Genomic DNA, 24,646 nt, shown 5'->3' with positions numbered 1-24,646 from the left:
CATGTGGAAATCATTATAGGGGAGTGTTAACACATAACTTTACAGTACAATCAGGCAGTTGGGAGCAATTAGAGGGTCCTGAACAGAAGTGACAATCACCATGGGAGACCCAAATCTATTAACAATGGTACTCCTGTTATTCTGAAACACTAAGTGTAGTTCTAGTGCCAATTTGCAAAAGAAGTAGGGCAGGCGGTAACTATATTGCCACGCCATAGCACGTTCTACCCAGAGTTATGGAGCCTACCGATAGCCTGCCGACCCAGGCCGATACCGTCATCGTCGGTGCTGGAATCGTCGGCTGCAACATCGCCTACCAGCTGACAGAGCTCGGCCGCGAGGACGTGGTCGTGGTCGATCAAGGGCCGATGCCGACCACGGGCGGATCGTCGACGCACGCCCCCGGAATCATGTTTCAGACCGCGGAACCGAAGGTCCTCAGCCAGTTTGCGGACTACAGCCGGCGGCTGTACTCGGACCTCGAAGGGGCCGACGGGCAGCAGGCGTACAACGAAACAGGTGGCATCGAAGTCGCACGCAGCGAGGAGCGCATGGACTTCCTCCAGCGCCGCGTCGAGTATGCCAAGGCTTGGGGCATCGAGGACCCGCAGTTGCTCTCGCCCGAAGAAGTCACCGAGCACCTCCCGCTGGTCGACGCCGACCAGATCAAGGGCGGCTACTACTCCCCGACAGACGGGCAGGTCTCGGGCGTCGTCGCCTGTGATGCGCTGGCCAGAGAAGCGATGGAGAGGGGTGCGAAGTTCGTCCCACACACGCGCACCGAGGACGTCGAGACTGAGGGCGGCTCAGTGCAGGCCGTCGTCACCGAGAACGGCAGTATCGAGTGCAACGAAGTCGTCATCGCAACGAACATCTGGGCCCGCCAGCTCGGCGAGAAACTCGACGTGCATCTGCCGGTAACGCCGGTCGAGCACCAGTACACGATGACGGAGTCCCTCGATGAACTGGCCGACAGCGCGGTCGATATCACCGACCATCCGCTGTTCGAGAACTACGAGAACGTCTCCGGCGAGAAGGCAAAGCGACTTCTTGTGGGTCCGGACCGGCCGATTCTCCGTGACCAGGACAACGCGATGTACTACCGGAACCACGGGGATTCCTACGGTATCGGCTCGTACAACCACGACCCCATCGTGCCCGACCCGCAGGACCTCGGCGGGAACGACCCCGACGGCGAGCAGGGGTCGGTCCACGAGTTCACGGACTATCACATGAACAACGCGACCCATCCGGACCGGCCGGACAAGGCGCCTCGTCAGGCCAGCGACGAACTGCTGCCCGCGACGGCCGGCAAGGAACTCGAACACAAGTACAACGGGATGTTCGCGGAGTCGCCGAACGGACTCCCCGTGATGGGTCCCGTGCAGGAGTACGACGGCCTCTGGACGGCAGCGGCCATCTGGGTCACGCACGCCGGCGGTGCCGGCAAGGCGCTCGCCGAGTGGATGGAACACGGTGTTCCGCGGCTCCCATCCGGCCCGATTGACCTCGCCCACTGTGACGTGAACCGCTTCGACGAGCACGAAGGCAGCTGGGACTTCGCTCGGGACATCGGCGGTGAGGAGTACCGCATTGTCTACAACATCATGCACCCCAAGTGGGTCTGGACCGACACACAGCGGGATATCCGCCGAACCCCGATGTACCACACCCACAAGAAGTACGACGCCGAGCTGTGGGCCGAGGCCGGCTGGGAGGAACCACACTGGTTCGACTCCAATGCCGACCTGCTAGCGGAGTACGGCGACCGGATTCCCGACCGCGGGGGCTGGGAAGCGAAGTACTGGTCACCAATCGAGGGAGCCGAGGCGTTGAACGTGCGTAACAACGTCGGCCTCCACGACATGACTTCTTTCAACAAAATGGAGGTCATCGGGAGCGACGCCGGCGAGTTCGTCCAGTACCTCTGTACGAACGACATGGACATTGACGTGGGTGACGTGAAGTACACGCTGATGTGCAACGAAGGCGGTGGCGTCCGGGCGGATATCACGGTCACGCGGACCGGCGAGGACCGCTACCTTCTGCTGACGACGGGTCGCGAAGTCGGGAACAACCACGTCGCGTGGGTGCGCGAGCAGTCCCCCGACGACGTGGTCGTGAACGACGTGACCTCCAGTCTGGCGGCGATGGTCTGTACCGGCCCGAACGCCCGGAAAGTCCTCTCGAAGGTCACCGACATCGACCTCTCCGACGACGCCTTCCCGTTCTTCACGAGCCAGCAGTTCTTCGTCAAGAACATCCCCGTGACTGCACTCCGCGTTTCCTATGCTGGTGAACTCGGCTGGGAGTTCTACACGCCGTCGGAATACGGCGAACGCCTCTGGGAGCACATAATGGAGGCCGGCGAGGAGTACGGCATTCGTCCATACGGCAACGGTGCGCTGAATTCGCTGCGAATCGAGAAAGGGTTCCGACTCTGGGGGAAGGACCTCCACACGGAGCACAATCCCTACGAGGCCGGACTCGGATGGGCCGTTGACCTCGAAACCGACTTCATCGGTAAGGAGGCAGTCGCAGCAGCCGCCGACGGTGACAACATCGACCACAAGGTAGCCTGTCTGACCCTCGATGACGAGGACGCTGTTGTGCTCGATAACAAACCGGTCCTCGACGGCGACGAGACCATCGGCTACCTCCACAGCGCCGAGTACGGCTACACCGTCGGCGCTTGCGTGGCCTACACGTATCTGCCACCCGAGTACGCTGAACCCGGGACCAGCGTCGAAATCCTCTACGAGGGCGAGCGGTACGACGCAACCGTCCGCGAGGAACCGCTGGTCTGAGAGCGGTCTGGGACCCGTCGCTGGTTCTATCGCAATTGTAACACGCTGTGGTTCAGTCCCGCATCGCCGTTTATTCTCCCCGCCGCCGGATAGCAGACGTTCCAATACCGGGCGAAATGACGGTAATTGACCGCTCTAACCGGATATCTCTTCTACAAGCGGGTCTACTCACCGGTGTATTTAAGATTGTGACAGAAACAGTCCCAAACGAGATACATGAGCACAGAGACTCCCCCGTCTCGGGCGGATACTGTTGTTATCGGTGCCGGGGCCGTCGGGTGTAGCGTCGCGTATCACCTGACGGAACTCGGCGCGGAGGACGTTGTCGTCATCGACCAGGGACCGCTCCCGGTCACCGGCGGCTCGTCGGTCCACGCCCCCGGAATAATGTTCCAGACGTCGCCGTCGAAGATACAGACGAAGACCGCGCACTACACCAGTCGGCTCCTCTCCGACGCCGGTGTCTACGACGAGGTCGGCGGCATCGAAGTGGCCCGCAGCGAGGAGCGCATGGACTTCCTCCGTCGGCGCGTCGAGTGGGCAACTTCCTACGGGCTTCCGGAACCGCAGTTGCTCTCGCCCGAGGAAGTCACCGAGCACCTCCCGCTGGTCGACGAGGACGAAATCCTCGGTGGCTACTACTCGCCGACCGACGGTCGCGTCGACGGTATCGCCGCGCTCCAGTGGTACATGGAGCACTCTTCAGCGTCGTTCTACGGGAACACGGAGGTCACGGACCTGGATGTTTCGGGGGGCGAAATCAACGCTATCGAGACCGATCAGGGTCGAATCGATTGTGAGCGAGCCGTTATTGCGACGAACAACTGGGGCTACCAGACCGGCCAGCTGGCCGGGCTCGACCTTCCGATTGCCCCGGTTGAGCACCAGTACGTCGTCACCGAGCCGATGGAGGAACTCGCCGGCGTCGAATCCTCTGTCGGCGACAACACGACTGGGCTGGACGTTCCGGGGGACCGCTCTATCGCGGAGTACATGAGCGAAGGGCCACACCAGCCGGTCGGTCGCGACCAGGACCACTCGCTGTACTTCCGGACCCACGGCGACGCGCTCGGGATGGGGTCGTACAACCACGAGACGCTCTCGGTCGACCCCGAGGCGATGGGGAAAAACACCGAGGAACACCAGGCATCAGTGAGAGGGTTCACGAAAGAACACTGGGAGACGCCAACCCACCGTGGCCGGGACAAGTCTGCGAAGCAGGCCTTCGACGAACTGTTGCCGGCGACACAGGACGTAGAATACGAGGCCACTGAGAACGGTATCTTCGTCTTTACGCCCGATGGGATGCCGGCCGTCGGCGAGACAGCACAGGTCGACGGTCTCTGGACAGGGCTGGCCATCTGGTGGACCCACTCCGGGGGGTACGGCCGCATCCTCGCGGAGTGGATGGAGAACGGCGTTCCGCGCCTGCCGTCCGGGCCGGTCGATACCGGCGGCATTCACGTCCGACGGTTCGAACCCCACGCGGGCGAGAAGGACTACTTCGTCGACCGCGGGGCCAAGCGCTACGAGCAGGTGTACAGTATCGTCGAGCCCCGGTGGCAGCCCGACGACCACCGCACACTCCGGACGAGTCCATTCTACCACCAGCAGAAGGAACTTGGCGCGGAGTTCTACCAGAGCGGCGGCTGGGAGACGCCACAGTGGTACGAGTCGAACGCCGACCTCGTTGAGAAGTACGAGGACCGGATTCCCGATCAGGACGGCTGGCAGGGAATCAACCGCTCAAAGATCGAGGCCGCCGAGCATCTCCACACCCGCGACAAGGTGTCGATGTTCGACATGACGACGTTCAGTTCGATCATGGTCGAGGGCGAGGGGAGCCAGGCGTTCCTCCAGCGGGTCTGTAGCAACGATATGGACCTCGAAACTGGACAGGTCCGCTACTCGCTGCTGTTGAACGAGGGCGGCGGCATCCTCGCGGACATCACAGTCGTCAAACTCGACGACGAGGAGTTCATGGTGACGACCGGCGGTGGGAACTCCCCCGGCATCCACGGCGGCCACCTCGAAGACGAGGCTCCGGCGACCGTATCGGTCCATGTTGAGGAGGGCGCGAAGTCAACGATCGGCCTCTGGGGACCGAACGCGCGGCTCCTCCTCCAGCGATGTACTGACGCAGACGTGACCAACGATGGCTTCCCGTACTTCCGCGCCAAGCAGATGTACGTCGGGGACGTGCCGGTCATCGCCTTGCGAGTTTCGTACGTCGGTGAACTCGGCTGGGAGCTTTGGGCGCCGACGGAGTACGGCCAGCGACTCTGGGAGACACTGCAGGACGCCGGCGAGGATCTTGTGGTTCGGCCGATGGGCGGCGGCGCGCTCAGTTCCATGCGGTTAGAGAAAGGCTACCGCCTCTGGGGGACGGACATCGACACGGACTCGAACCCCTTCGAGGCCGGGCTGCCCTTCGCCGTGGACATGGACACCGAATTCATCGGCAAGGAGGCACTTGAGACCGCACGCGAGGAGGGCATCGACAGCAAGATCACGCCGCTCACACTCGACGACTCGACGGACATCATGCTGAGTGGGCGGCCGGTGCTGAAAGACGGCGACGCGATCGGCTACGTGCAGGCCGGGAACTACGGCTACAGTCTCGGCGAGTCAATCGCGTACACGTACGTTCCGACCGAACACGCCGAAGCCGGCACGTCGGTTCAGATACAGTGTGAGGGCGAGACCTACGACGCGACGGTGCGTGACGAGCCACTGTTCGATCCGGCTCGGGAGCGCATCACCAGATGACAGGACAGCGCACTGACCCACCAACTTTGACATAAGGCCCGCGACGATACGAACACATGACACAAACCGAATCGGACACCCTGCCCGTCACATACGCGGACATCGAACGAGCCCGCGAACGCCTGGACGACGACACAGTTGTAAAGAAGACGCCGGTCGAACGGAGCTCGTCCCTTGGTGGGTTCGTTGACGCCGAGGTGTACTTGAAGATGGAGCACCTCCAGTGGACAGGGTCGTTCAAAACCAGAGGCGCGTACAACAAAATCTCGCAGGATGTCGCCGACGGCGTTGACTCCTTCGTCGCTGCCAGCGCCGGGAACCACGCACAGGGCGTCGCCCTTGCCGCGACGAAATGCGGGGCAGAGTCGACGATTTTCATGCCGGAAAACGCACCACAGGCCAAGATCGACGCCACAAGGTCCTACGGCGGAAGCGTCGAACTGGTCGGCAACGACTTTCAGGAGACGATGTCCCACGCCAAAGCGGTCGTCGAGGAGACCAACGCTGAGTTCGTCCACGCCTACGACGACCTGGACATCATTGCCGGACAGGGGACCCTCGGAACGGAAATGTACCACGACTGCCCCGATGTCGACACAGTCATCGTCCCCATCGGAGGCGGTGGACTTATCAGCGGTGTCTCGACCGCAATCAAGCACCTCTCGCCCGAGACGCGGGTCGTCGGCGTTCAGGCGACCGGCGCTGAAACGGTGCATGAAAGTCTCGACAAGGGTATTCCGGTCGTGCTTGACGAAGTCGACACCATCGCCGACGGTATCGCTACGGGCGGTATCTCGGAGACGACGCTCGACATTATCGAGGCAAACGTCGATGAGGTCGTGACGGTTTCGGACACCGATATCGCACAGGCGATTCTCCTGTTGATGGAACGGGCCAAGCAGGTCGTAGAAGGTGCCGGGGCCGCCTCTGTGGCTGCCGTACTGAGTGACAGCCTTGACGTGTCGGGTGAAACGGTGATGCCGCTGCTCTGTGGCGGGAACCTCGATATGACACAGATGCGAGAAGTTCTCATCCATGCGCTCACGGAGCGCCAGCAGCTCCTTCAGCTCCGGGTTCGGATCGACGACCAGCCGGGTGTGATGGAGGAGATATCGGGCGTTATCGCCCGGCAAGGGGCCAATATCCACGACGTTCGGCACGAACGGTCCGTCGAGAATCTCGAAATCGGGGAGGCGTATCTCGTATTCAACGTCGAGACGAGCGGTGCCGAGCACGCACAGACGATCATCACAGCGATACGTGACGCGGGCTATCCCGTTGATAACGTTGCACGGGAAGCGAAAAGCGGCGCATTGTAAGCGGGAATCAGCGTTCAGACAGACGGACCGACGCCGTGAGTGGGGAAACCTATAACAGGTGTGTGTGGGAAGTACACATGAGTCAGGTACCATGTACGACCACATACTCGTCCCGTATGACGGCAGCGATGAGGCCCGGAGAGGGGCAGAACACGGCATCGAACTCGCCGCTGCACTCGACGCGACAGTCCATGCATTGTACGTCATCGATCTGCCGGGCACACCCCGTGCGCTCGCGCTCAGAGACGATGAGGAGGAGATGCGCGAGGAGTATCGGGAGTACGGGGAGGAGGTACTGGCGAATCTCGGGACTATCGCTGAAGAACACGGTGTCGACTACGAAACGCACTTCAAAACGGGCGCGCCCAGCGAAGAGATCGTCGAGTTCGCCGAAGGCGAAGGTATGGACGCGATTGTTCTTGGCTCGGCGTTCCGCGGGAAACTCGGAAATCTGCTCGGTGGGACAACAGATAAAGTGGTCCGGACGTCGAGCATTCCAGTCATCAGCCAGCGGATGAGCGTCAACGATATTTGACTCTACTACGCGTCTATCAATCGCGTTTCGCGTATGTAGATCACCAGACTGGCGCTGAGGAAACTGAACCCTGCAAGCCGAAAGTCCCCAGCTGTCATCCCAATGAGGCCGACGCCCATCAGCAGTGCTGCCACCGCGGCTGCCCCCGTTGCCAGAAGTCGTCCCATAGTGGTGGTATGTGGGATTCCGAAATAAATACGCGCCCACTAGACCGCAAGATTATCGAACGACTCATCGAGGGCTAGCAAACCTCAATATACTAGATTGAATACGTGTTTGCCGAACCACCGCAGTACAGCGCCTCAATCCATAATATACTGCTGTCTAAGGTGAAGTTTTATTAGAGTTGCATTAGTGCATATGTATGAGACTGTGTAGCACATAAAACACGTCGACAGTAGCCCGCGGGCATGCCGTTCCCGCACAGGCGAGTACAGTGAGACAACCAGGATGCGAATGCTGCAGCCGCCCTACGCCGGGATGTCGCTGGCATGACGGTAGCAACGGACCATGACAGAGCAAGACCGTAACTACGACAATGAGACACCACAGATCACTACCGCGTTCGAGAGGGGTAACGTATGGCAGATAGTGACGACCAAACCGGCGGAATGTCGGACGGGCTCCAGGTAGAACTGTTCCACCCAGAGTCCGACCGCGAGCCCGGTGACACGAACATCCAGGCGGCTGGATTCGATATCCACCCGGTGGTCTTCCCGGTAGCGCTGGCGATCATTGCGTTATTTATCGCCATAACGATACTGCTGGGCGACACAGCAGCCTCTGCGTACACATGGCTGTTCAACACCATCGGTGACACCTTCGGCTGGTTCTACCTGCTGGCGGTGAACGTGTTCATCATTACTTTGCTGTACTTCGCCTTCAGCAAGTACGGCAATATCAGAATCGGCGGCGTTGAAGCCGAAAAAGAGTTCAGTGATTTCTCTTGGATGGCGATGTTGTTCAGCGCCGGCATGGGTATTGGCCTCATGTTCTTCAGCGTCTCAGAACCACTGTATTACTTCCAGAATCCCCCGAGTTTCTTCGGGGCTGAAGCTGGAACCGGTGCGGCAGCGTCCGCCGCGATGGCACAGACGTTCTTCCACTGGGGCTTTCATCCGTGGGCGGTGTATGGCCTCGTGGGACTCGGCCTCGCGTTCTTCTCCTTTAACCGCGGGCTCCCGCTCACCTTCCGGTCGATATTCTGGCCCCTGCTTGGCGAGCGGATTTACGGCTGGCCGGGCCACATCATCGACCTCGTAACGGTGTTCGCGACGCTGTTCGGACTGTCAACCTCGCTGGGACTCGGTGTTGCGCAGGTCAACACGGGACTCTCCTACGTGGGCGGTGATATGCTCGGCGCGGTAAATATCCCGACAGGAACCTGGCCGCAAGTCGCGCTCATCGCTGGGATTACGCTCGTCGCGACCCTCTCGGTCGCGGCGGGGCTTGATGGCGGTGTCAAGCGGCTGAGTACGCTCAACCTCTACCTGATGTTCGCACTGCTTGGGTTCCTCGTTATCGTTGGCCCGACGGTGTACATCTTCGGGACGTGGACCGAAGGGCTGGGCGCGTACTTCGGGAACCTCCTCGCGCTCGGGTTCTTTACCGGAACGCTCAATGAAGCGGCGAACGGGACCCCCACCGCATGGACCGTGTTCTACTGGGGCTGGTGGATCGCGTGGTCGCCGTTCGTCGGGATGTTCATCGCACGCATTTCGAAGGGCCGGTCCGTCCGAGAGTTCGTTCTGGGCGTCCTGTTCCTTCCGTCGCTGTTCTCGACGCTCTGGCTGTCGGTGTTCGGCGGCAGCGCGATGTTCAATTCACTGATGGGGAACGGACAGGCGCTGGCGACGTACAACGAAGTCGGCCAGACCGTCGCGATGTTTGCCCTGCTGGAACAGTTCCCGCTTGGCGTGATTAGCGGCCTGTTGGCGACCCTGCTGGTCATCACGTTCTTCGTCACGTCGTCGGACTCGGGGTCACTGGTCATCGACCACCTGACCTCTGGCGGGAAACACGACGTTCCGCGAACACAGCGGGTCTTCTGGGCCCTCACTGAGGGGCTTGTCGCGTCGATTCTGCTCATCGGCGGCGGGCTGACGGCGCTCCAGACGGCCGCAATCACCACAGGGCTCCCGTTCGCGCTCATCCTGTGTCTGATGTGTTACACGGTGTATCTGGGGCTCGATAACGAGTACCAGATACTCGAATCCGAAGAGTTCGCAGAAACGATTCAGGACCTCTCCGAACGGGATGACGTCGACGTCGTGACCTCTGGTGACGAGATGGTGACGGATATCTCCGACCCGGGAGACGACACGGCAACGGGTACTGACTGAAGCACTCGGCTTTAGCGTTTTCCGCCTCGCCCGGTCGGATCTGGGCGCTATCGCTAACAGTGGTCGAAACTGTTCACACTACCGACCACCCAGTTCTGTTTTCACCGTCCGTTCAGAGTGTATCCAGAGCCGGGCAGCGCCGCCGAATCCGAACGCGGCGATGGCAAGGCTAGACACGATACTGCCAGCAAGTGGAAACAGGACCCAGAGAACAGCACTGAGTGATGCGCCGATGAGCAGGCCCAACGCCGGTTGTCGGTTGGACAGAATATCAGTGACGAGCGTGCCGACGACAAGAAACCCGAAGCTTGTGAGTACCAGAACGAACGCGCTACTGACGAGAATCGCGATGCGGACGAACACCCCGCCAGCGACACTGAGGCGGGCCAGCGTCGTTGCCCCGTAGAGGCCGACAATACCGACGATCATGTACCCAGCGATGCCGTAGAGGACAGCCGTCGCCGGGCTGTCCAAAATCGCGTTGATAGACTCGTCGAGGTAGCTCTGTCGCAGGCGGAGTACCAGTGCGCCAGCCACGAGCACGAGAACGAACGAGCCGAGCCCACGGAGCGGTCTAGACAGTTCGGTGCTAACGCCGGGCGCGAGCTGTCCCACAACGGGGTCCCAAATGGTTGCCACCAGCCTCGGGAGGCTCGGTGCGACACTGGCAGCTGCGTCAAAACTCATACTCCACATACCGCGGGTCGCCGTGAAAACCTATCGACCGCACAGCACCGGGTCAGCGTCGCCCCGCCCGGAAATTTAAGCAGTCAGAATACATATCATGTCACAGTGTCTAAATGGCCCGGAGTTCTGCTCTCGAAGCTTGTCTGGGTTGGCAAGCGAGTCGCTGCGCCACTCCAGCGGAGTGACGGGCCGAACAAGTTCAGGCTGTCGAGCATGGACACGGCAACAACGACGTACGACGGTGACATCGGGTGGGCGAGACGACCGCCAGCGACAGTCGAGTGTCCACGATGTGAGTCGGAAATCTTCCAGCATAACGCGCGTGACAGCATCGACTGTCCGCGGTGTGTCGGTGAATACGGCCACGACGAATTTGCTGACCTGACCCTCCTGTATCTCACGTGCCCGGTCTGCCGAAAACGGATGGAACACGGGCAACGCCACCCCGAGCGGTTCGACATCCCGGAGTGGGCGACCTGCACGGACTGTCGGTACCACTGGGAGTTCGAACACTCCTACGACCGCAGTACCGATTAGACGATGGGCACACCAACTGGAGTGCCGTCGTGTGGCCGACTGTGTGTTGCTTCGAAACGGCTACAGATGAAGAGTGGAGTGCTGTCCGCTCACACGCGAGTTGGATTCCGCCGTCAGTAATACTTCCAGTCGTCCTCACGGCCCCCCTGCACGACGCCGTCGTCCTCCTCACTATCCACCTCTTCTCGCTCATCGGGCCAGCGGATACCGTCTCCGATGAGGCTCTTGTACGCGAAGGCACCCAGACCAACGAGAATCAACAGAAGGACAACGGTTCCAGCGACTGCTGCCACCTGCCCGACGGACTCAAGCAGACCCGAGCCGAGCTGAACCGGGAACTGTACCATACACCTTCTTCGGGCTGCACAGGTATCACTGTTGTCGAAACTGGGATGGCCGAGCCGCCGTCGCTGAAACGGTCTTGAGCACGGCGTTGTTCTCGGAGACGTCGTGGACCCTGATGGCGTCAGCCCCGCGTTCAGCGGCAAGCGCTGTCGTTGCCAGCGTCGGCGGCAGCCTGTCCGCCTCTGCGTCGCTCATCTCGGCAAACATCGACTTCCGGGAGTGCCCGACCAACACCGGACAGCCGAGCGCCTGAAACTCGTGGAGCCGGTCGACAAGTTCGAACGATTCGGCGGCGTTTTTCCCGAACCCGCAGCCGGGGTCTATGATAATCTGTTCACGGTCGATACCGGCCTGCTCGGCGAGCAGTATCTGCTCCGTGAGGTCTCGAAGCACGTCATCGACGACATCGTCGTAGGTCACAGTCCGACCTGGGTCCACTGGCGCAGACAGGCTATGCATCAGGATAACGGACGCATCGTGGTCGGCAACCACGAACCGCATCTCGGGGTCTGACAGTCCCGATACGTCATTGACGATGTCGGCACCGGCATCCAGCGCCGCGTCAGCGACGGCAGCCTTTCGGGTATCTACGGAGACAGTCGTGTCAAGCGACGAAACGGCCTCTATGACCGGTACTACGCGATCAATTTCCGTTTCAATAGACACCGGCTCTGCCCCAGGACGCGTGCTCTCGCCGCCGATATCGACGATATCGGCCCCGGATTCGATCATCTGTTCCGCGTGACTGATTGCAAGGTCTCGACGGTTGTACTCGCCACCGTCGTAGAAACTATCTGGCGTGACGTTGAGAATACCCATCACAGCCGCCTCTTCACCGTCAAACGGCGGCGGAAACGACCGCTCAGATAGCCGATCTTCGAGTTGCATGGCGAGGTGACCGAGCCCAAGCCCCGCCGAAGCCAGCCGGTCAGTGAGTTGTTGAAACTGTCGCGGCGTCCCCGAAAGCGTCGTGTCGACGAGTTTCTCCGGCATCCCGACAGTCGAACAGGTACAGGTCCCGCCGCAATCCTCGAACTCTTGTTTGACGACTCCCGCCTGGTCGCGCCGCAATGTGACCGAAAGCATCTGCTGGTGGAGTTGTTGGTCACTACCGGCTCCAGCAGTCTCTCCCGTCGACGCTTGCTGGAGGTTATCCTTTGGAACGACCAGCCGACTCCAACGGTCCCGAGCTTCGGCCACCGCGTAGAGCGACCCCGCCACGAGCACGAAGTCGTCTTCGCCGGCCGTAGCTATTGCTCGTTCGGTGGCTTCGGGGACGGACTCAATCTGCTGTATCTGTGCTGCCTGCCCCTCAAACGCGGCAGCGAGCGATCCGGTTCCCGCGGCTCGGTCGATTTCCGGGCGCGCGGCGATGGCTGTCTCGACGGTCGGAAGCGTCGCAATCATCCGTTCGTACTCCTTGTCCTGCATCGCGGCGAAGACCACGTGGAGGTCGTTGTACTCGTATCGCTCGATGAGTGTTGTCAGCGTCTCCATCGCACCGGGGTTGTGGGAGCCATCGAGGACCACCATCGGGTCGGTCGACCGGATCTCGAACCGGCCTGGCAGCGTCGCGGCCCGCAGCCCCTCGGAGATGGTTTCCGTGTCCACGTCGATAAGCTGTCGGGCCAGCGTCGCGGCAACGCCAGCGTTCTCCGCCTGATGCTGTCCGAGCAGCTTGAGGTTCGATTCGAGGGCCCAGTTCGAGCCCGTGAGTGAGATACGGTTCTCGACAGCCGAGCGCATACCGTTCTCCGTGGCGGTCACATCGGCCGCCTCACCACCGACAGTGATGGTGTCGGTAATTCCCTGGATTGCATCAAGGGCAGCGCCGGTCGTTCCCGTCACGAGCGGGGCGTTTCTTGGGGCGACCTGCCCTTTGTCGCAAGCGATCTCCTCGATTGTATCGCCGAGCAGGTCGGTGTGCTCTAAACTGATGCTAGTGACGGCGCTTGCGACGGGATCGACCGCGCTTGTTGCGTCGTACCGACCACCAATACCGACTTCTAGGACTGCCACGTCGACGTCTTCGACATCGAAGTGATACAGCGCCAGCGCTGTGAGTACCTCGAAATGTGTCGGCTTGTCGTCCTCGGCAGCCAACTGGTCGATACAGGGCGCTATCTGTTCGACGAACTCCGTCACCCGCTCTTTCGGTACCCGGCCGCCGTTGACCGTGATTTGCTCCCGGAAGCCGTTCAACCCTGGCGAGGTGAACAGGCCGACATCTAGCCCGGCGGCTCTGAGCACACTCTCGGTCATCTGGGCGGTGCTTCCCTTTCCGTTCGACCCAGCGATCTGTACGCTGTCGAAACTGCCGTCTGGGTCACCGAGATGTGAGAGCATCCGCGCCGTCGTATCGGTCCCCAACTTGGGCCGACGACGCTGTAGCGACTGCAGGTAGTCCGCCGACTCGTGGTACTCCATAGCACAATTGGGCGGCGGCGGCTTGATTAATTTATCGCCAGAGAGAACCTGTTTCGACAGTGCGAACCGATGCCAACTCGGGCTGAATCGGGACAAACGCCCAATACTGGACCTGAGACACCGGTCAAGTACCCTCCCAAATCTTGACTTCGCGGCCGCTACTGTCCGGCCTGCTCCCGGGTCTGAGAACTACTCTCGTAAGCCGAGATACATGATGTGGCTTCCGAGGTCTGCAACGGCATCTCGAACACATCCTATCCCGGTAGTGTCAGCTTCACTAACATTATTACGACGGTGCAGGGAAATGCTAGTCGAGATGTCTTCACAGGATGAGCAATCCGCGACCGAAGAAACACAGGAGCCGATTCCGACGGACTACGACATCGCCCAGTCGACCGACATGGAGCCGATCTGGGAACTGGTCGAACCGTGGGGACTCGGCCTCGACGACCTCCAGTACTTCGGCGAATACACCGCGAAAGTCAAACAACACGCCATCGAGCGCCTCCGCGAGCAGGCCGAAAACAGGGAGCAGAACCTTGTGTTGGTAACCGGGATGACGCCGACGCCGAAAGGCGAAGGGAAGACGGTAACTACTGTGGGTCTTGGGCAAACGCTCAATCACGTCGGCGAGGAAGCAATGATCGCCATCCGGGAACCGTCGCTTGGCCCGGTGTTCGGTGTCAAGGGCGGTGCGGCAGGCGGCGGCCGGTCGCAGGTCCTTCCGATGGAGGACATCAACCTCCATTTCACCGGCGACCTCCACGCGCTCACCTCCGCGCACAACCTCATCGCCGCGATGCTTGACGCGAAAATCTCGCAGGGCGACGATCTGGACATCGACATCAACAACGTCTCCTGGCCGCGCGCTATCGACATGAACGACCGCGCGCTCCGGGAGACAGTCGTCGGCCTCGGCGGGAAAACCGGTGGGACCCCGCGAGAGGATAGCTTCATTTTGACGGCGGCCTCCGAGCTGATGGCAGTCCTCTGTCTGGCCAGCGATATCGGAGACCTCAAACAACGGGTCAGTCGCATCATCGTCGCTTACGACGAAGACGGCGACCCGGTGACCGTCGAGGACATTGAGGCGACCGGCCCAGCAACCATGCTTCTCCGGGATGCGATCAAACCGAACGTCGTCCAGACTATCGAGGGGACGCCGGCACTGGTCCACGGCGGGCCGTTCGCGAACATTGCTCACGGGACGAACTCGCTGGTCGCCGACAAGACCGCATTCGGCATGGGCGACTACCTCGTCACTGAGGCCGGCTTCGGCTCCGACCTGGGAGCCGAGAAGTTCATGGATGTGGTCTGTCGCAAAGGCGATATGACGCCGAACGCCGTCGTGCTGGTGGCGTCGGTCCGCGCGCTCAAATACCACGGACTCGACCAATGGCCGGTCGACTACGACGAAATCGACGAAGCCGGCGTCGAAGCCGTCGAAGCGGGCTTCTCGAACCTCGACAAGCACGCGACGAACCTTCAGAAGTTCGGCGTCCCGGTCGTCGTCTCCGTCAACCGCTTCCCGGACGACACCGACGAGGAGATTCAGGCCGTGCTGGACCACTGCCGTGAGGACCTCGGTGTCCGTGCCGCAGAGTCGAACGTCTTCTCCGACGGGAGCGAAGGCGGCGTCGACCTCGCGGAGAACGTCATCGAGGCCACCGAGGAGAGCAACGAGGATGACTTCCGGATGCTGTACGACGACGAGGACAGCATCAAGGAGAAGATCCACACCGTCGCGACCGAGATTTACGGCGCTGACGACGTGAAATACACCGGCGGCGCGCTCGACGATATCGAGCAGATGAACGAGCTTGACTTCGACGATTACCCGGTCGTTATGTCCAAGACCTTCCACTCGCTGAGCGACGACGCGAGTCAGAAGGGTGCGCCGGAGGGCTGGGAACTCGAAATCAGCGAAGTGTACCCATCCGCCGGCGCGGGCTTCCTGGTCGCTCTCACGGCCGACGCGCTCACCATGCCCGGCCTACCGGCCCGGCCGGCCGCGGCCGACATGGACATCGACGAGGACGGGAACATTTCGGGCCTGTTCTGAAACCCGGTCCTGCGTTCCAGCCTTCGCGTTTCGCCGCCTCGACTTTCAACGGACACCGCCCAGCAGTCGACAAAGGGACGCCGCTCACCGCTCCGCGTTTGCGACCGCTTCGTCGAGCGCCGCTTCGCCGGCCGCTTCTGTCTCGTCTGCCCGCCGTTTCATGGCTGCCACGAATGATTCGTCGTCTATCATGTCGAGATTGGCCCGAACAGTCGAGACGGACGCCTGTAGTGCCGCCGCCGCGAGCATCGCCCCGACCGCCGCGTCCGGGACGGCGACCGCTGTCCCCTTCGTAGTCACCGTGCGGGCGTGCTCGACGACATCGAGACAGACCTCGGCCGTCTCCAGTGGCACCTCCGTCGAGCGCTTCGAAGCCGCCTGAACCCGGGCGTCGTCTCCGGACTCGAACGCGGCCCCAACCGCGTCAACCGCTACCGCGTCCTCGTCAGCGAGGTCAAGCAGCCGTTCCCGGCAGTCGGCCAGAGCGTCCGCCAGCGTCGATAGCTCACCGGACTCTACACTGGAGCCGTCTGTGCTGGCAGTGTGGATACAGACCATCTCACAGAGCGCCGCGCCCATCGCGCCGCCGACGGCCGCGACTGCACCGCCGCTTGGGGTCACCTGCCCCGACGCGACGTCGTCGAGAAACTCACCAATTGGCTGGTCCGCAAACGTCATCTGTCGGACACAACGTCGCTCATCTCTGGTGATCGATTGTCCATACTGCGGCACTCTCAGCCCATTCGCCTAATGATTTCCCTGAAGGTATTCGGACGCCATGTGGGCCCTACCGTCACAATGGCTATGGACAGACTGTGTCAAAACAGTGTATGGCATCTTCGTACGAAATCGCCCAGCCAGCGACGGTGTCCACGGAACAGTTCAACACCTGTGATACTGAGGTCCGGAAGCTCTGTAACTACACTGACGAAATACACGGCTGGCTTGCCTTCGGTGCGCCGCCGGTGGGAAGCATCGACAACTTCGGGGACTATGTTGTCGAGGAGTGAGTCGAGTCGGCCAGCCCTCATCTCCCTGTAACCTGAAGGCCGGTCCTCTCAGCGCTCGTTGGCGAGCGCGTCGTTCAGTTCCGGTACGACCTCGTGGAGGTCGCCGACGACGGCGTAGTCGGCCTTCTGCATGATGGCCGCCTCCGGATCGGTGTTGATCGCCAGGATGTTGTCCGCGCCCTTGCAGCCCACCATGTGCTGCACTGCACCGCTGATGCCACAGGCGACGTAGAGGTCCGGGCTGATCTTCGTTCCTGTCTGTCCGATCTGGTCGTCGTGCGGTCGCCAGCCCTCGTTGACCGCGGCCCGTGACGCGCCGACGGTTCCACTGAGGCTCTCGGCCAGCGTCTCCAGTTTGTCGTAGTCCTCTGGGCTGCCGACGCCGCGCCCGCCACCGACCACGACGCGGGCCTCACCGAGCGACACACCGGTCTCGCCGGACTCCTCGACGCGGTCGACGGTGACCCGGAACGCGCTCTCCTCAAGCGACGGCTCGAACGGCTGGACTGCTGTCTCAGCGGTCGCTGTCACCGTCTCTGGCGAAAACTCGTGTGGCGCCGCCGTCAGTAGTTTCGGGTCACCGTCAAGACGTGCGTGTTCGACGAGGCTACCACCCCATCGCTGGCGCGACAGTTCGTACACGTCGCCGGCCTCGACGTCGAGACAGTTGGCCGCCATCGGCAGGTCACACTTGGCACCGACGTGGGCCAGCACCTCCTGTCCGCGGTCAGTCCCCGGGGCGACGACTGCGTCCGTGTCCGTAGTATCGAGTAACTGCGCGATACTCTCCGCCCAGGCCTCCGGTGCGTACGTGTCCAGTCGGTCGTCGGCGACGCGGTGGACTGTCTCGATACCGTAGTCGCCGAGTTCCTCCCTGAGTGCCGCCGATTCAGCGCCGAACGCGACGGCTTCGAGCGACGCATCGGTCGCCGTCGACAGTTCTCGGGCCAGCGTGAGCGCCTCCAGCGAGGACTCTTCGGGGCTCCCGCCCGCGTGTTCGACGAGGGTCAGTATCACAGTCAGATCACCTCCAGGTCGTCGCGGAGCAGGTCGACGACTGCAGGCACGGCGTCCGGTCCCTCGCCGAGCACCTCGGCCGCGCCCTCCGTGCTTTCTGGCGCTTCTAACCGGACTTTCTCGATTCCTCCGTCGAACTCAACGGCGACCGGGTCCTGCCGCCCGATCGACTGTTTGCGTGCCTGCATCTTGGCGCGCATCGAGGCGTAGCGGGGTAGGTTGAGCCCCTCTTTGACGCCAACGGCCGCCGGGAGGTCGAGTTCGTACACCTCGGTCCCGCCGGTCACGTCGCGTTTGGCGACGGCTGTCCAGTCCTCAATCGCCAAGTCTGACACACCTGCGACGAACGGCACGTCCAGCCGCTCGGCGACGCGAACCCCGACTTGGTGGTTCGCCACGTCGGCCGACTCGTTGCCGAACAGGAGGAGGTCGAACTCCGGGTTGGTGTCGGAGTCGTCGCTCAGGGCATCTGCAAGGGTGGCCGCCGTTTTGCGGGGGCGCCACTCTTCCCCGTCGGTTTCCAGCAGCGTCGCCTCGTCGGCCGTCATCGCGAGCCCGGTCCGGAGCTGTTCTTCTGTGTCCGCCGATCCAAGCGACAGCACGGTGGCCGTCCCGTCGTGGTCGTCGGCCACCTGGATCGCTTCCTCAACGGCGCATTCCTCGTGGGGCGATATCGTGAACCCCAGATGGCTCGTGTCTATCTCCTGTTCGTCATCGGTCAGTGTTATCTTCGCGCCGGTGTCCGGCACGCGTTTGATACAGGCTACGGTGTCCATGTCGTGTCACCTTCGTTCGGTTGCGATCGGTTCACTGGTGTGCTAGCTCCTGATGCGCTCGTTCTCCGGGTCGAACAGCGGCCGGCTCCCGACAACTTCGACCGTCACCGGATACTGCTGTCCCATGTACTCGACCTGGAGGCTCTGCCCCTCCTCGGCGTGGGACTGCGGGAGGTACGCCATGAGAAGATGTTCGCCGACGCTCGGACCGGTCCCGGCGCTTGTGACGTAGGACCGACGACCCTTGTCGTCGACCAGAACATCCCCGTTCCCGTCGAGGACCGGTTCGTTGCCGAGCATGAAGCGTCGCTCGCCGCCCTCAGGAGCGTGGTCGTCGACGGACAGCGTACACAGCGTGGCCGTATTCTCTTCGTCGATAGCCTCGGCGTAGGCCTCTTTCCCGATGAAATCGGCGTTCTTGACGCCGTGGAAGGTTAGCCCCGCTTCCGCTGGGTTGTACTCCAGTTCGAGTTCGTGCCCGAACAACCGATACCCCTTCTCCAGGCGGCCGGTCGTCCCGTAGACGCCCATGCCGGCCGGTCGGACGTTGTGGTCCTGGCCGGCCTCCCAGAGCACGTCCCAGAGCCGGCGGCCCTGACCCATCGGTGCGTAAATCTCCCAGCCCTGCTCGCCGATGTAGGAGAGCCGCATCGCCCAGGCATCGACCTCGCCGACCGTGATTTCCTGTGCCGTGTACGGCTCGAACGCGTCGTGGGACATGTCCTCTTCGGTAACGCTGTCGACCATATCGCGGGCGTTCGGTCCCCAGACGCCCAGGGTGCACAGCGACTCGGACCGGTCGATCATCGTCACGTCGGCGTCGTCCGGGATGTGGTCGCCGAACCAGGCCCGGTCGGACCCGCCCGCCGCGCCGCCGGTGACGATCCGGTAGTGTTCGGGACCGAGGCGGGCGATAGTCAGGTCCGAGATGAAGCCGCCGTTCTCGGCGAGTATCGGCGTGTACACGGTCTTGTCAACGTCGACATCGATGCGGCCCACAGCCATCCGTTCGAGGTAGTCGACGACGTCCGACCCGCGGAAGTCGAAGATGCTGAAGCCCATGTCGCCGATCATCGACACGTGTTCGCGGGTGTGGAGATGCTCCGCGAGGATGATCGGCGACCACCACCGCGAGTCCCACTCGTTCGGCCGCTGGAACTCGGCGAGTTCGTCCTCGTACCGGTCCAGCAGGTCGCTGTTCGACTCGTACCACTGCGGCCGTTCCCAGCCCGCCGCCTCGAAGAACTCCGCGTCGAGGTCGGCCTGTTTCTCGTAGAACGGGCTCGTCCGGAGTTCCCTCGCCGACTGGTACTGCTCGGCCGGGTGGACGATATCGTATATCTTCTGGAAGCCTTCGCTGGCCCGGTCTTTGACGAACGAGCGGGAGGTCCCGTACTCGTAGAACCGGTTCACGTCGGCCCCGTGGAGGTCGATATCCGACCACCCACGCGTCATCCACTGGGCGACCGCCTCGCCGATGGCCGGGGCCTCCTTAATCCAGATTGCGGCACACGACCAGAGCCCGTCGACATCCTGCAGCGGGCCCAGAAGCGGCGCACCGTCTGGTGTCTGCGAAAGCAGGCCGTCGATTTCGTGGCGGATGCCAGCCTCGGGGTCGTCGAGGAGTTCCGGGACGATTTCCAGTGCATCGGCCATCGACTGCTCGAACGCGTCGTCGGTCAGCGGCGGCTGCGTCGGCGACAGCGGCGCTTCGTCAATGGACGGGATGTCCTCGACGTCCCAGAGTATCGGCCGGTGCTGATACGACCCCACTTCGAGGTCGTTCCCGTGCTGGCGCTCGTACATCTGTGTGTCCATGTCGCGGACGACCGGGAACGAGATTTCGCCCTCGTAGTCCTCGAAGAAGGAAATCGGGCCGACGCTGACCATCTGGTGGACTGCCGGTGTCAGCGGAATATCGACACCGGCCATCTCGGCGATCTTCGGGCTCCAGAGCCCCGCTGCGATGACCACCTCGTCGGCCGATATCGTCCCACGGTCGGTCTCGATCGCCTGTATCGACCCGTTTTCGACGTGAAGGTCGAGCACTTCGGTGTTGGGCGAGACGTGCAGACCCCCGTCAGTGTACTCGTCCGCCCGCGCTCGCATCACTTCACCGGCCCGGAGCGGGTCGCACGTCCCGGCGCCGGTGCTGTAGAACCCTGCCTTGATGAGGTCGGTGTTGACGTAGGGTACGAGCGCTTCGACTTCTTCGGGGGTCAACAGCTCTGCCGGTTCTCCCCACGCCTTCGCCGACTGAACGCGCCGTTTCAGCTCCTCGACCCGTTCCTCGGTGCGTGCCACCTCGATACCGCCGCTGTTGGTGAACGTGTCCATGTCCCTGTATTGCTCGATGCTCCGCCGGGTGAGGTGGGTCATCTCTTTGGAGTGTTCCACCGGCATCAGGAAGTTCGAGGCGTGACCCGTCGAGCCACCGGGGTCGGGCAACGGCCCCTTGTCCAGAATTGCGATGTCTTCTCGCCCCATCCGGGCGAGGTGATACGCGAGACTGTTTCCGACGATACCGCCACCGATGATTACTGTCTTCGCCTCTGACGGCAGCGAGTTCGAACTCATCGCGGTCTCACCCGTATGCTGGCGGACCGAACTGTACTCTCGCCTCTTGTGGTGATAGCTCTCAACATCGTCCGTTTTGAGCGTGGCCTCTTTCGGGAAAGAAGCAGGAACCACAGTTCTGCGGCGATTTATATACCACCGGGGCACTGATTACCAGTGAGCAGTCGCTGTCCGGAGTCTTAGCAGCGGCAAACACCTGCTCCAGCACGGAGACCCGTCGTCGGGTCCACGGCTGTGGTCCGGCACTGGCGAAAGCAGGCAAAATACTCAGACCTTCAAAGTTTTAACATTATGAGTTTTGAGTAGTCCACTGACGACGAACATCCGCGTGGTGAGGACTGGACCACTTCACTCCAGAACTCCGTCCCACGGGACGCGGTCATTGGTACTCACTGGCCGTTGGGCCCGCCAGCATACCGTCGAATCGATTCCCTGAACTGCGTGCGGTCCGCTTCGCTGATGGTTCCGACGTGCTCTCTGGTCGTCGTTTCAGTCTCCGTCTCGATGCCCCGCATTACTTCGCACATATGCGTTGCGGTCATCTCGACGACGACGCCGTGCGCGTCGAGTTCATCGGCTAGACCGACTGCGATATCTCGCGTGAGGGTCTCCTGTGTCGTCAGCTGGCGTGACTGCCACCGGACGTACCGGATGAGCTTTGACAATCCCACCATCTCCTCCCCGGGTCTGTACGCCACGTGGGCAACGCCCTGAAAGGGGAGCATATGATGTTCGCACATACTGTGAAGTGGAATTCCAGTTTTGACGATGAGACCGTCGGTCTCCGCATCGAAGGTGCGCATGACCGGTTTGGACTCAGGCCGAGAGCCTGCGGTCAGCGTTTCGAACATTTCCGGGACACGTCGGCTCCAGGTGTCCGATAGTCCTGCCGAATCGGGGTCACGGCCAGCGGCTTCAAGCAAGAGGCGAGCGCCACGTCGCGCCTTCTCTTCGTCGAAGCCATCTGTTGGTTGGGTCGCAGTCTCGTGCTGCTGTGCAGGTTCCTGTTCCCGGGAATCCATTACAGCAAAACAGGAGCTCAACGTACAAAGTCTCTGTTCCCCACTAGTTCAGTACTGGAATAACAGTGGTAACATTGTGATTTCGTACTACAACATATCATAGACCGTGAATGTCGTGTAGTATAAATCGTTCAACGAGTTCGCCTGCACGGCAGTAAGCGCGTTTCCGTTGACCGGCACCAGCTGAAACATGGTTTTCGTAACGCTGGTTCAGTCAGATTGTAGCGCCTGAACCGTTTGTTGGGTCGCCGCCGATGCTGAACGGGCGAGTGCTGTTGCGTGCCAGTAGTCCGCAACGCTTCTATCGAGAGCGGACGCCGCAATCTCTCCCTGATGATGCGTCAACCCACGGTCAGCGGCCATGATCTTGTGGCCGGCGTCAACGAGAACCGTCCGGACCAGTTCCGGCTGTGAACTCGATTCGAGGGCCGCAGTGAGTGCCTTGTACGCGGTCTGTCTGATGTCGCGAACTGCTGTCCCGTCCGATGGCCGAGCGAGCGCTTCCGCCTCCCGACTTGACTGAATGCGGTCGAGCGCTCGGAACCGGGCGAGCCGGCTGTTCGCGTCGACAACAGCACTCGCGGGCCCGACGGCTTCCGTGAGGCGGTTGGTTCCGCTCTCGGCTTCCCAGCGGAGTTCTTCCAGAGCCATCTGCCCAGGAGTGCGGTCGTCAACGGGTGTTTCCGGCGGCAAGTCCGCCTGCCTGTCGCGGACGTCCGCCAGTAGTGCTTCTGCTGCATCACTCAGCGTCGGCCTGACCGTCCCGGCGTCGGCTGGGAGTGAGGCAGCGAACTGCGCCCCGACGTGGCGAGCGTCGTCGAGATACGCCTGTGCCGACTCGGCCGTCTCACCCCATTCGGCAACAGACAGCAGCTCTGACTCTTCCCTGGACATGACATCCATGTCACTGGCCCGCACCAGTCCCGCCTCGATGTGGGCGTGGACCAGCGCCGCGCGCACCGGGTCCATCCCGACGTATTCGTGCTCCTGCCGGGTTTCACGGGCCGCAGACACGGTCCTGCTGTGTTCGTCTTGGAGCGGAGCAGCGGTACGGCCGCTCTCGACAACCCTCCACCCCGCAGCGGCGTAGCGGGCGTTTTCACGAGCCCGCCGCAACGACCGGAGCACCATCAACCCGGTTCGGGCCGTCCGCGCATCGTCGAGGCCGTCTGAGGCGTCACTGGCGGCATCCGTCAGGTGCTGGCGGATGTGACCGTTCGGGATTTCTTCCGGTCCGAGCGGGGTCGGAAGCGTCGCCAGAAGCGATCGAACACGCTCTCGCGCGGCATCGAAATGGCTCGTTTCAATGTCGACCGGGATTGCCGGGGGGATTGGGGCTTCTCGCTTTTCCTCACGCTGGACATCGGGAAGGTTGTAGATATCGATAGTTGCCTCGCCTCCCCCACCCACACTGTCGATACTGCTACAGCCAGCGATGGCGCTGGCTCCAGCTAGCGCGAGCACACCACGCCGAGTCATCCAAGCGTAGTCCCCGCCCGTCTCGGACGTGTCGTCAGTCATGCCTGGCCACCACCAGTCTGGGTGCGGCGGTTACTACTTGATGCTGATCCGCCCCCGCTTTCCCCCTCAGCACTGACTCGCTGGCTGTCACAGCTATTGCCTCCGATTGAGGACGAATAACTGGAGATGTCGTCGGCGTTGACTGTGTCGGGAATCCGGATGAACCAAACCGCGTACACCGTGTTGCCCGCTGTGCAAGGTTCGTCGTAGGGGCGGCTCACCCGGCCGTAGTCAGTTGAGATTTTGTCTGTCGTCCAACTGATCCGGCAGAGCGTCAATCGAAAACACTCCTCGATCGTCACAGTCTGGACGTAGACCGTTTCCGTGTCGAAGTCAGTCTCGTCGAGGAAGGCTTCGATCAGCGAACGGTCCACGTCTTCGGCGACGGCGAGCCGGTCTGCTCTGGATGCCGTATCGATAATCTTGGATTCCAATCGACGGGAGTGTCGGCTTTCGGTTGGCCGGCCGTCTCCATCGTTAAGCCAGACAGGCCGACGGTCGGCGTCCACGCGTGTGACAACTGACTCCGGGTCAGGTTCCATGCCAGTTCCCGGAGCGGCCGAGCCATTGTTTTCGGAAGCGGTGCGTGTCGATTCGTCGCTGCTCTCGAACATCCCACTACAGCCAGCCAGCATCGTCGCTAGCCCGCATGCGCTGTGGAGGAGGGTACGTCGGGTGGAGGGGACCATCGTGTAATTTCTCGCTTGTAATGTCAGGTATAAAATTCTCGTGGTAGATAGTCGTTACCGAGTGCGCACCATATATACCGAAGAATAGATTCAGAACCTGTTTTCTCCTACGGCTAGTGCCTATATATCTATGAATGTCGGGCTTATGTAACTATATGTGATTCTATTGGCCCATATCACATATATCTGGAGTCAAGCATATTC

Annotated in this window: 19 protein-coding genes; 8 read left to right on the top strand and 11 right to left on the bottom strand. The window is 61.7% G+C overall.

Going from position 1 to position 24,646, the window contains the following annotated elements; all coding sequences use genetic code 11:
• The first annotated feature begins 236 nt into the window (after positions 1-236).
• The 4 genes from AV059_RS02430 to AV059_RS02415 all read left to right on the top strand — a co-directional run bounded on the left by AV059_RS02430 (position 237) and on the right by AV059_RS02415 (position 7,430).
• On the top strand, positions 237-2,807 hold the full coding sequence (locus AV059_RS02430) for an FAD-dependent oxidoreductase (protein WP_058991987.1): 2,571 nt from the start codon (positions 237-239) through the stop codon (positions 2,805-2,807).
• A 216-nt stretch (positions 2,808-3,023) separates the two neighbouring features.
• The gene (locus AV059_RS02425; RefSeq protein WP_058991985.1) at positions 3,024-5,576 is read left to right on the top strand and encodes an FAD-dependent oxidoreductase; all 2,553 of its coding nucleotides are present in this window, start codon (positions 3,024-3,026) and stop codon (positions 5,574-5,576) included.
• Between the two features lie 56 nt (positions 5,577-5,632).
• Complete coding sequence (gene ilvA / locus AV059_RS02420; RefSeq protein ID WP_058991984.1) at positions 5,633-6,895, top strand: threonine ammonia-lyase; 1,263 nt, start codon at positions 5,633-5,635, stop codon at positions 6,893-6,895.
• Positions 6,896-6,986: 91 nt separating this feature from the next.
• Positions 6,987-7,430, top strand: coding sequence for a universal stress protein (locus AV059_RS02415; RefSeq protein WP_058991982.1), 444 nt, complete (start codon positions 6,987-6,989; stop codon positions 7,428-7,430).
• Positions 7,431-7,435: 5 nt separating this feature from the next.
• On the opposite strand, the gene AV059_RS21825 is transcribed toward AV059_RS02415, so the two are convergent.
• On the bottom strand, positions 7,436-7,597 hold the full coding sequence (locus AV059_RS21825; protein ID WP_154020974.1) for a hypothetical protein: 162 nt from the start codon (positions 7,595-7,597) through the stop codon (positions 7,436-7,438).
• 414 nt (positions 7,598-8,011) lie between these two features.
• On the opposite strand from AV059_RS21825, the gene AV059_RS02410 reads away from it, so the two are divergent.
• A complete protein-coding gene (locus tag AV059_RS02410; protein WP_058991979.1) occupies positions 8,012-9,772 on the top strand; it encodes a BCCT family transporter in 1,761 nt (586 codons plus the stop codon).
• 78 nt (positions 9,773-9,850) lie between these two features.
• Here AV059_RS02410 and AV059_RS02405 read toward each other — a convergent pair whose 3' ends face one another.
• Positions 9,851-10,459 carry a hypothetical protein gene (locus AV059_RS02405; RefSeq protein WP_058991977.1) on the bottom strand — a complete coding sequence of 203 codons (609 nt, stop codon included), beginning with the start codon at positions 10,457-10,459 and terminating at the stop codon, positions 9,851-9,853.
• 105 nt (positions 10,460-10,564) lie between these two features.
• Between AV059_RS02405 and AV059_RS02400 the strand changes: the two genes are divergently transcribed.
• On the top strand, positions 10,565-10,996 hold the full coding sequence (locus AV059_RS02400; protein WP_228841708.1) for a hypothetical protein: 432 nt from the start codon (positions 10,565-10,567) through the stop codon (positions 10,994-10,996).
• Between the two features lie 113 nt (positions 10,997-11,109).
• On the opposite strand, the gene AV059_RS02395 is transcribed toward AV059_RS02400, so the two are convergent.
• Both AV059_RS02395 and folP read right to left on the bottom strand, forming a co-directional pair.
• Positions 11,110-11,343 (bottom strand): hypothetical protein, encoded by a 234-nt coding sequence (locus tag AV059_RS02395; RefSeq protein WP_058991975.1) that lies wholly within the window; start codon positions 11,341-11,343, stop codon positions 11,110-11,112.
• Between the two features lie 25 nt (positions 11,344-11,368).
• The gene (gene folP, locus AV059_RS02390) at positions 11,369-13,768 is read right to left on the bottom strand and encodes a dihydropteroate synthase (RefSeq protein WP_058991974.1); all 2,400 of its coding nucleotides are present in this window, start codon (positions 13,766-13,768) and stop codon (positions 11,369-11,371) included.
• A gap of 316 nt (positions 13,769-14,084) precedes the next feature.
• On the opposite strand from folP, the gene AV059_RS02385 reads away from it, so the two are divergent.
• Positions 14,085-15,830, top strand: a complete 1,746-nt coding sequence (locus AV059_RS02385; RefSeq protein ID WP_058992145.1) for a formate--tetrahydrofolate ligase — start codon at positions 14,085-14,087, stop codon at positions 15,828-15,830.
• A gap of 84 nt (positions 15,831-15,914) precedes the next feature.
• Here AV059_RS02385 and AV059_RS02380 read toward each other — a convergent pair whose 3' ends face one another.
• Entirely contained in the window at positions 15,915-16,508 is a 594-nt protein-coding gene (locus AV059_RS02380) for a cyclodeaminase/cyclohydrolase family protein (RefSeq protein WP_058991972.1), read from the bottom strand.
• A 152-nt stretch (positions 16,509-16,660) separates the two neighbouring features.
• Between AV059_RS02380 and AV059_RS02375 the strand changes: the two genes are divergently transcribed.
• Complete coding sequence (locus AV059_RS02375) at positions 16,661-16,840, top strand: hypothetical protein (RefSeq protein WP_058991970.1); 180 nt, start codon at positions 16,661-16,663, stop codon at positions 16,838-16,840.
• 48 nt (positions 16,841-16,888) lie between these two features.
• Here AV059_RS02375 and AV059_RS02370 read toward each other — a convergent pair whose 3' ends face one another.
• The 6 genes from AV059_RS02370 to AV059_RS02345 form a co-directional block, all read right to left on the bottom strand.
• Positions 16,889-17,857, bottom strand: a complete 969-nt coding sequence (locus AV059_RS02370) for an electron transfer flavoprotein subunit alpha/FixB family protein (RefSeq protein ID WP_058991969.1) — start codon at positions 17,855-17,857, stop codon at positions 16,889-16,891.
• Between the two features lie 2 nt (positions 17,858-17,859).
• A complete protein-coding gene (locus AV059_RS02365; protein WP_058991968.1) occupies positions 17,860-18,633 on the bottom strand; it encodes an electron transfer flavoprotein subunit beta/FixA family protein in 774 nt (257 codons plus the stop codon).
• A 42-nt stretch (positions 18,634-18,675) separates the two neighbouring features.
• A complete protein-coding gene (locus tag AV059_RS02360; RefSeq protein ID WP_058992143.1) occupies positions 18,676-21,210 on the bottom strand; it encodes an FAD-dependent oxidoreductase in 2,535 nt (844 codons plus the stop codon).
• Between the two features lie 389 nt (positions 21,211-21,599).
• The gene (gene folE, locus AV059_RS02355) at positions 21,600-22,232 is read right to left on the bottom strand and encodes a GTP cyclohydrolase I (protein ID WP_058991966.1); all 633 of its coding nucleotides are present in this window, start codon (positions 22,230-22,232) and stop codon (positions 21,600-21,602) included.
• Positions 22,233-22,442: 210 nt separating this feature from the next.
• Complete coding sequence (locus tag AV059_RS02350; protein WP_058991964.1) at positions 22,443-23,753, bottom strand: hypothetical protein; 1,311 nt, start codon at positions 23,751-23,753, stop codon at positions 22,443-22,445.
• On the bottom strand, positions 23,750-24,442 hold the full coding sequence (locus AV059_RS02345; RefSeq protein ID WP_228841707.1) for a hypothetical protein: 693 nt from the start codon (positions 24,440-24,442) through the stop codon (positions 23,750-23,752). Before AV059_RS02345 ends, AV059_RS02350 begins: the two co-directional genes overlap by 4 nt.
• Positions 24,443-24,646 lie beyond the last annotated feature (204 nt).

The organism is Haloarcula sp. CBA1127 (genome assembly GCF_001485575.1).
Classification (GTDB): domain Archaea; phylum Halobacteriota; class Halobacteria; order Halobacteriales; family Haloarculaceae; genus Haloarcula.
The sequence above is the reverse complement of the archived record's forward strand: the minus strand, read 5'-3'. Positions and strand labels throughout refer to the sequence as shown.

Excerpts from the sequence above, each read along its gene's own strand:
- AV059_RS02405 (WP_058991977.1), bottom strand. The coding sequence starts at position 10,459 with ATGAGTTTTGACGCAGCTGCCAGTGTCGCACCGAGCCTCCCGAGGCTG.
- AV059_RS02375 (WP_058991970.1), top strand. The coding sequence starts at position 16,661 with ATGGCATCTTCGTACGAAATCGCCCAGCCAGCGACGGTGTCCACGGAA.
- AV059_RS02380 (WP_058991972.1), bottom strand. The coding sequence starts at position 16,508 with ATGACGTTTGCGGACCAGCCAATTGGTGAGTTTCTCGACGACGTCGCG.
- AV059_RS02385 (WP_058992145.1), top strand. The coding sequence starts at position 14,085 with ATGTCTTCACAGGATGAGCAATCCGCGACCGAAGAAACACAGGAGCCG.
- AV059_RS02415 (WP_058991982.1), top strand. The coding sequence starts at position 6,987 with ATGTACGACCACATACTCGTCCCGTATGACGGCAGCGATGAGGCCCGG.
- AV059_RS02395 (WP_058991975.1), bottom strand. The coding sequence starts at position 11,343 with ATGGTACAGTTCCCGGTTCAGCTCGGCTCGGGTCTGCTTGAGTCCGTC.
- AV059_RS02365 (WP_058991968.1), bottom strand. The coding sequence starts at position 18,633 with ATGGACACCGTAGCCTGTATCAAACGCGTGCCGGACACCGGCGCGAAG.
- folE (WP_058991966.1), bottom strand. The coding sequence starts at position 22,232 with ATGGATTCCCGGGAACAGGAACCTGCACAGCAGCACGAGACTGCGACC.
- AV059_RS02425 (WP_058991985.1), top strand. The coding sequence starts at position 3,024 with ATGAGCACAGAGACTCCCCCGTCTCGGGCGGATACTGTTGTTATCGGT.
- AV059_RS02350 (WP_058991964.1), bottom strand. The coding sequence starts at position 23,753 with ATGACTGACGACACGTCCGAGACGGGCGGGGACTACGCTTGGATGACT.
- ilvA (WP_058991984.1), top strand. The coding sequence starts at position 5,633 with ATGACACAAACCGAATCGGACACCCTGCCCGTCACATACGCGGACATC.
- AV059_RS02430 (WP_058991987.1), top strand. The coding sequence starts at position 237 with ATGGAGCCTACCGATAGCCTGCCGACCCAGGCCGATACCGTCATCGTC.
- AV059_RS02410 (WP_058991979.1), top strand. The coding sequence starts at position 8,012 with ATGGCAGATAGTGACGACCAAACCGGCGGAATGTCGGACGGGCTCCAG.
- AV059_RS02345 (WP_228841707.1), bottom strand. The coding sequence starts at position 24,442 with ATGGTCCCCTCCACCCGACGTACCCTCCTCCACAGCGCATGCGGGCTA.
- AV059_RS21825 (WP_154020974.1), bottom strand. The coding sequence starts at position 7,597 with ATGGGACGACTTCTGGCAACGGGGGCAGCCGCGGTGGCAGCACTGCTG.
- AV059_RS02360 (WP_058992143.1), bottom strand. The coding sequence starts at position 21,210 with ATGAGTTCGAACTCGCTGCCGTCAGAGGCGAAGACAGTAATCATCGGT.
- folP (WP_058991974.1), bottom strand. The coding sequence starts at position 13,768 with ATGGAGTACCACGAGTCGGCGGACTACCTGCAGTCGCTACAGCGTCGT.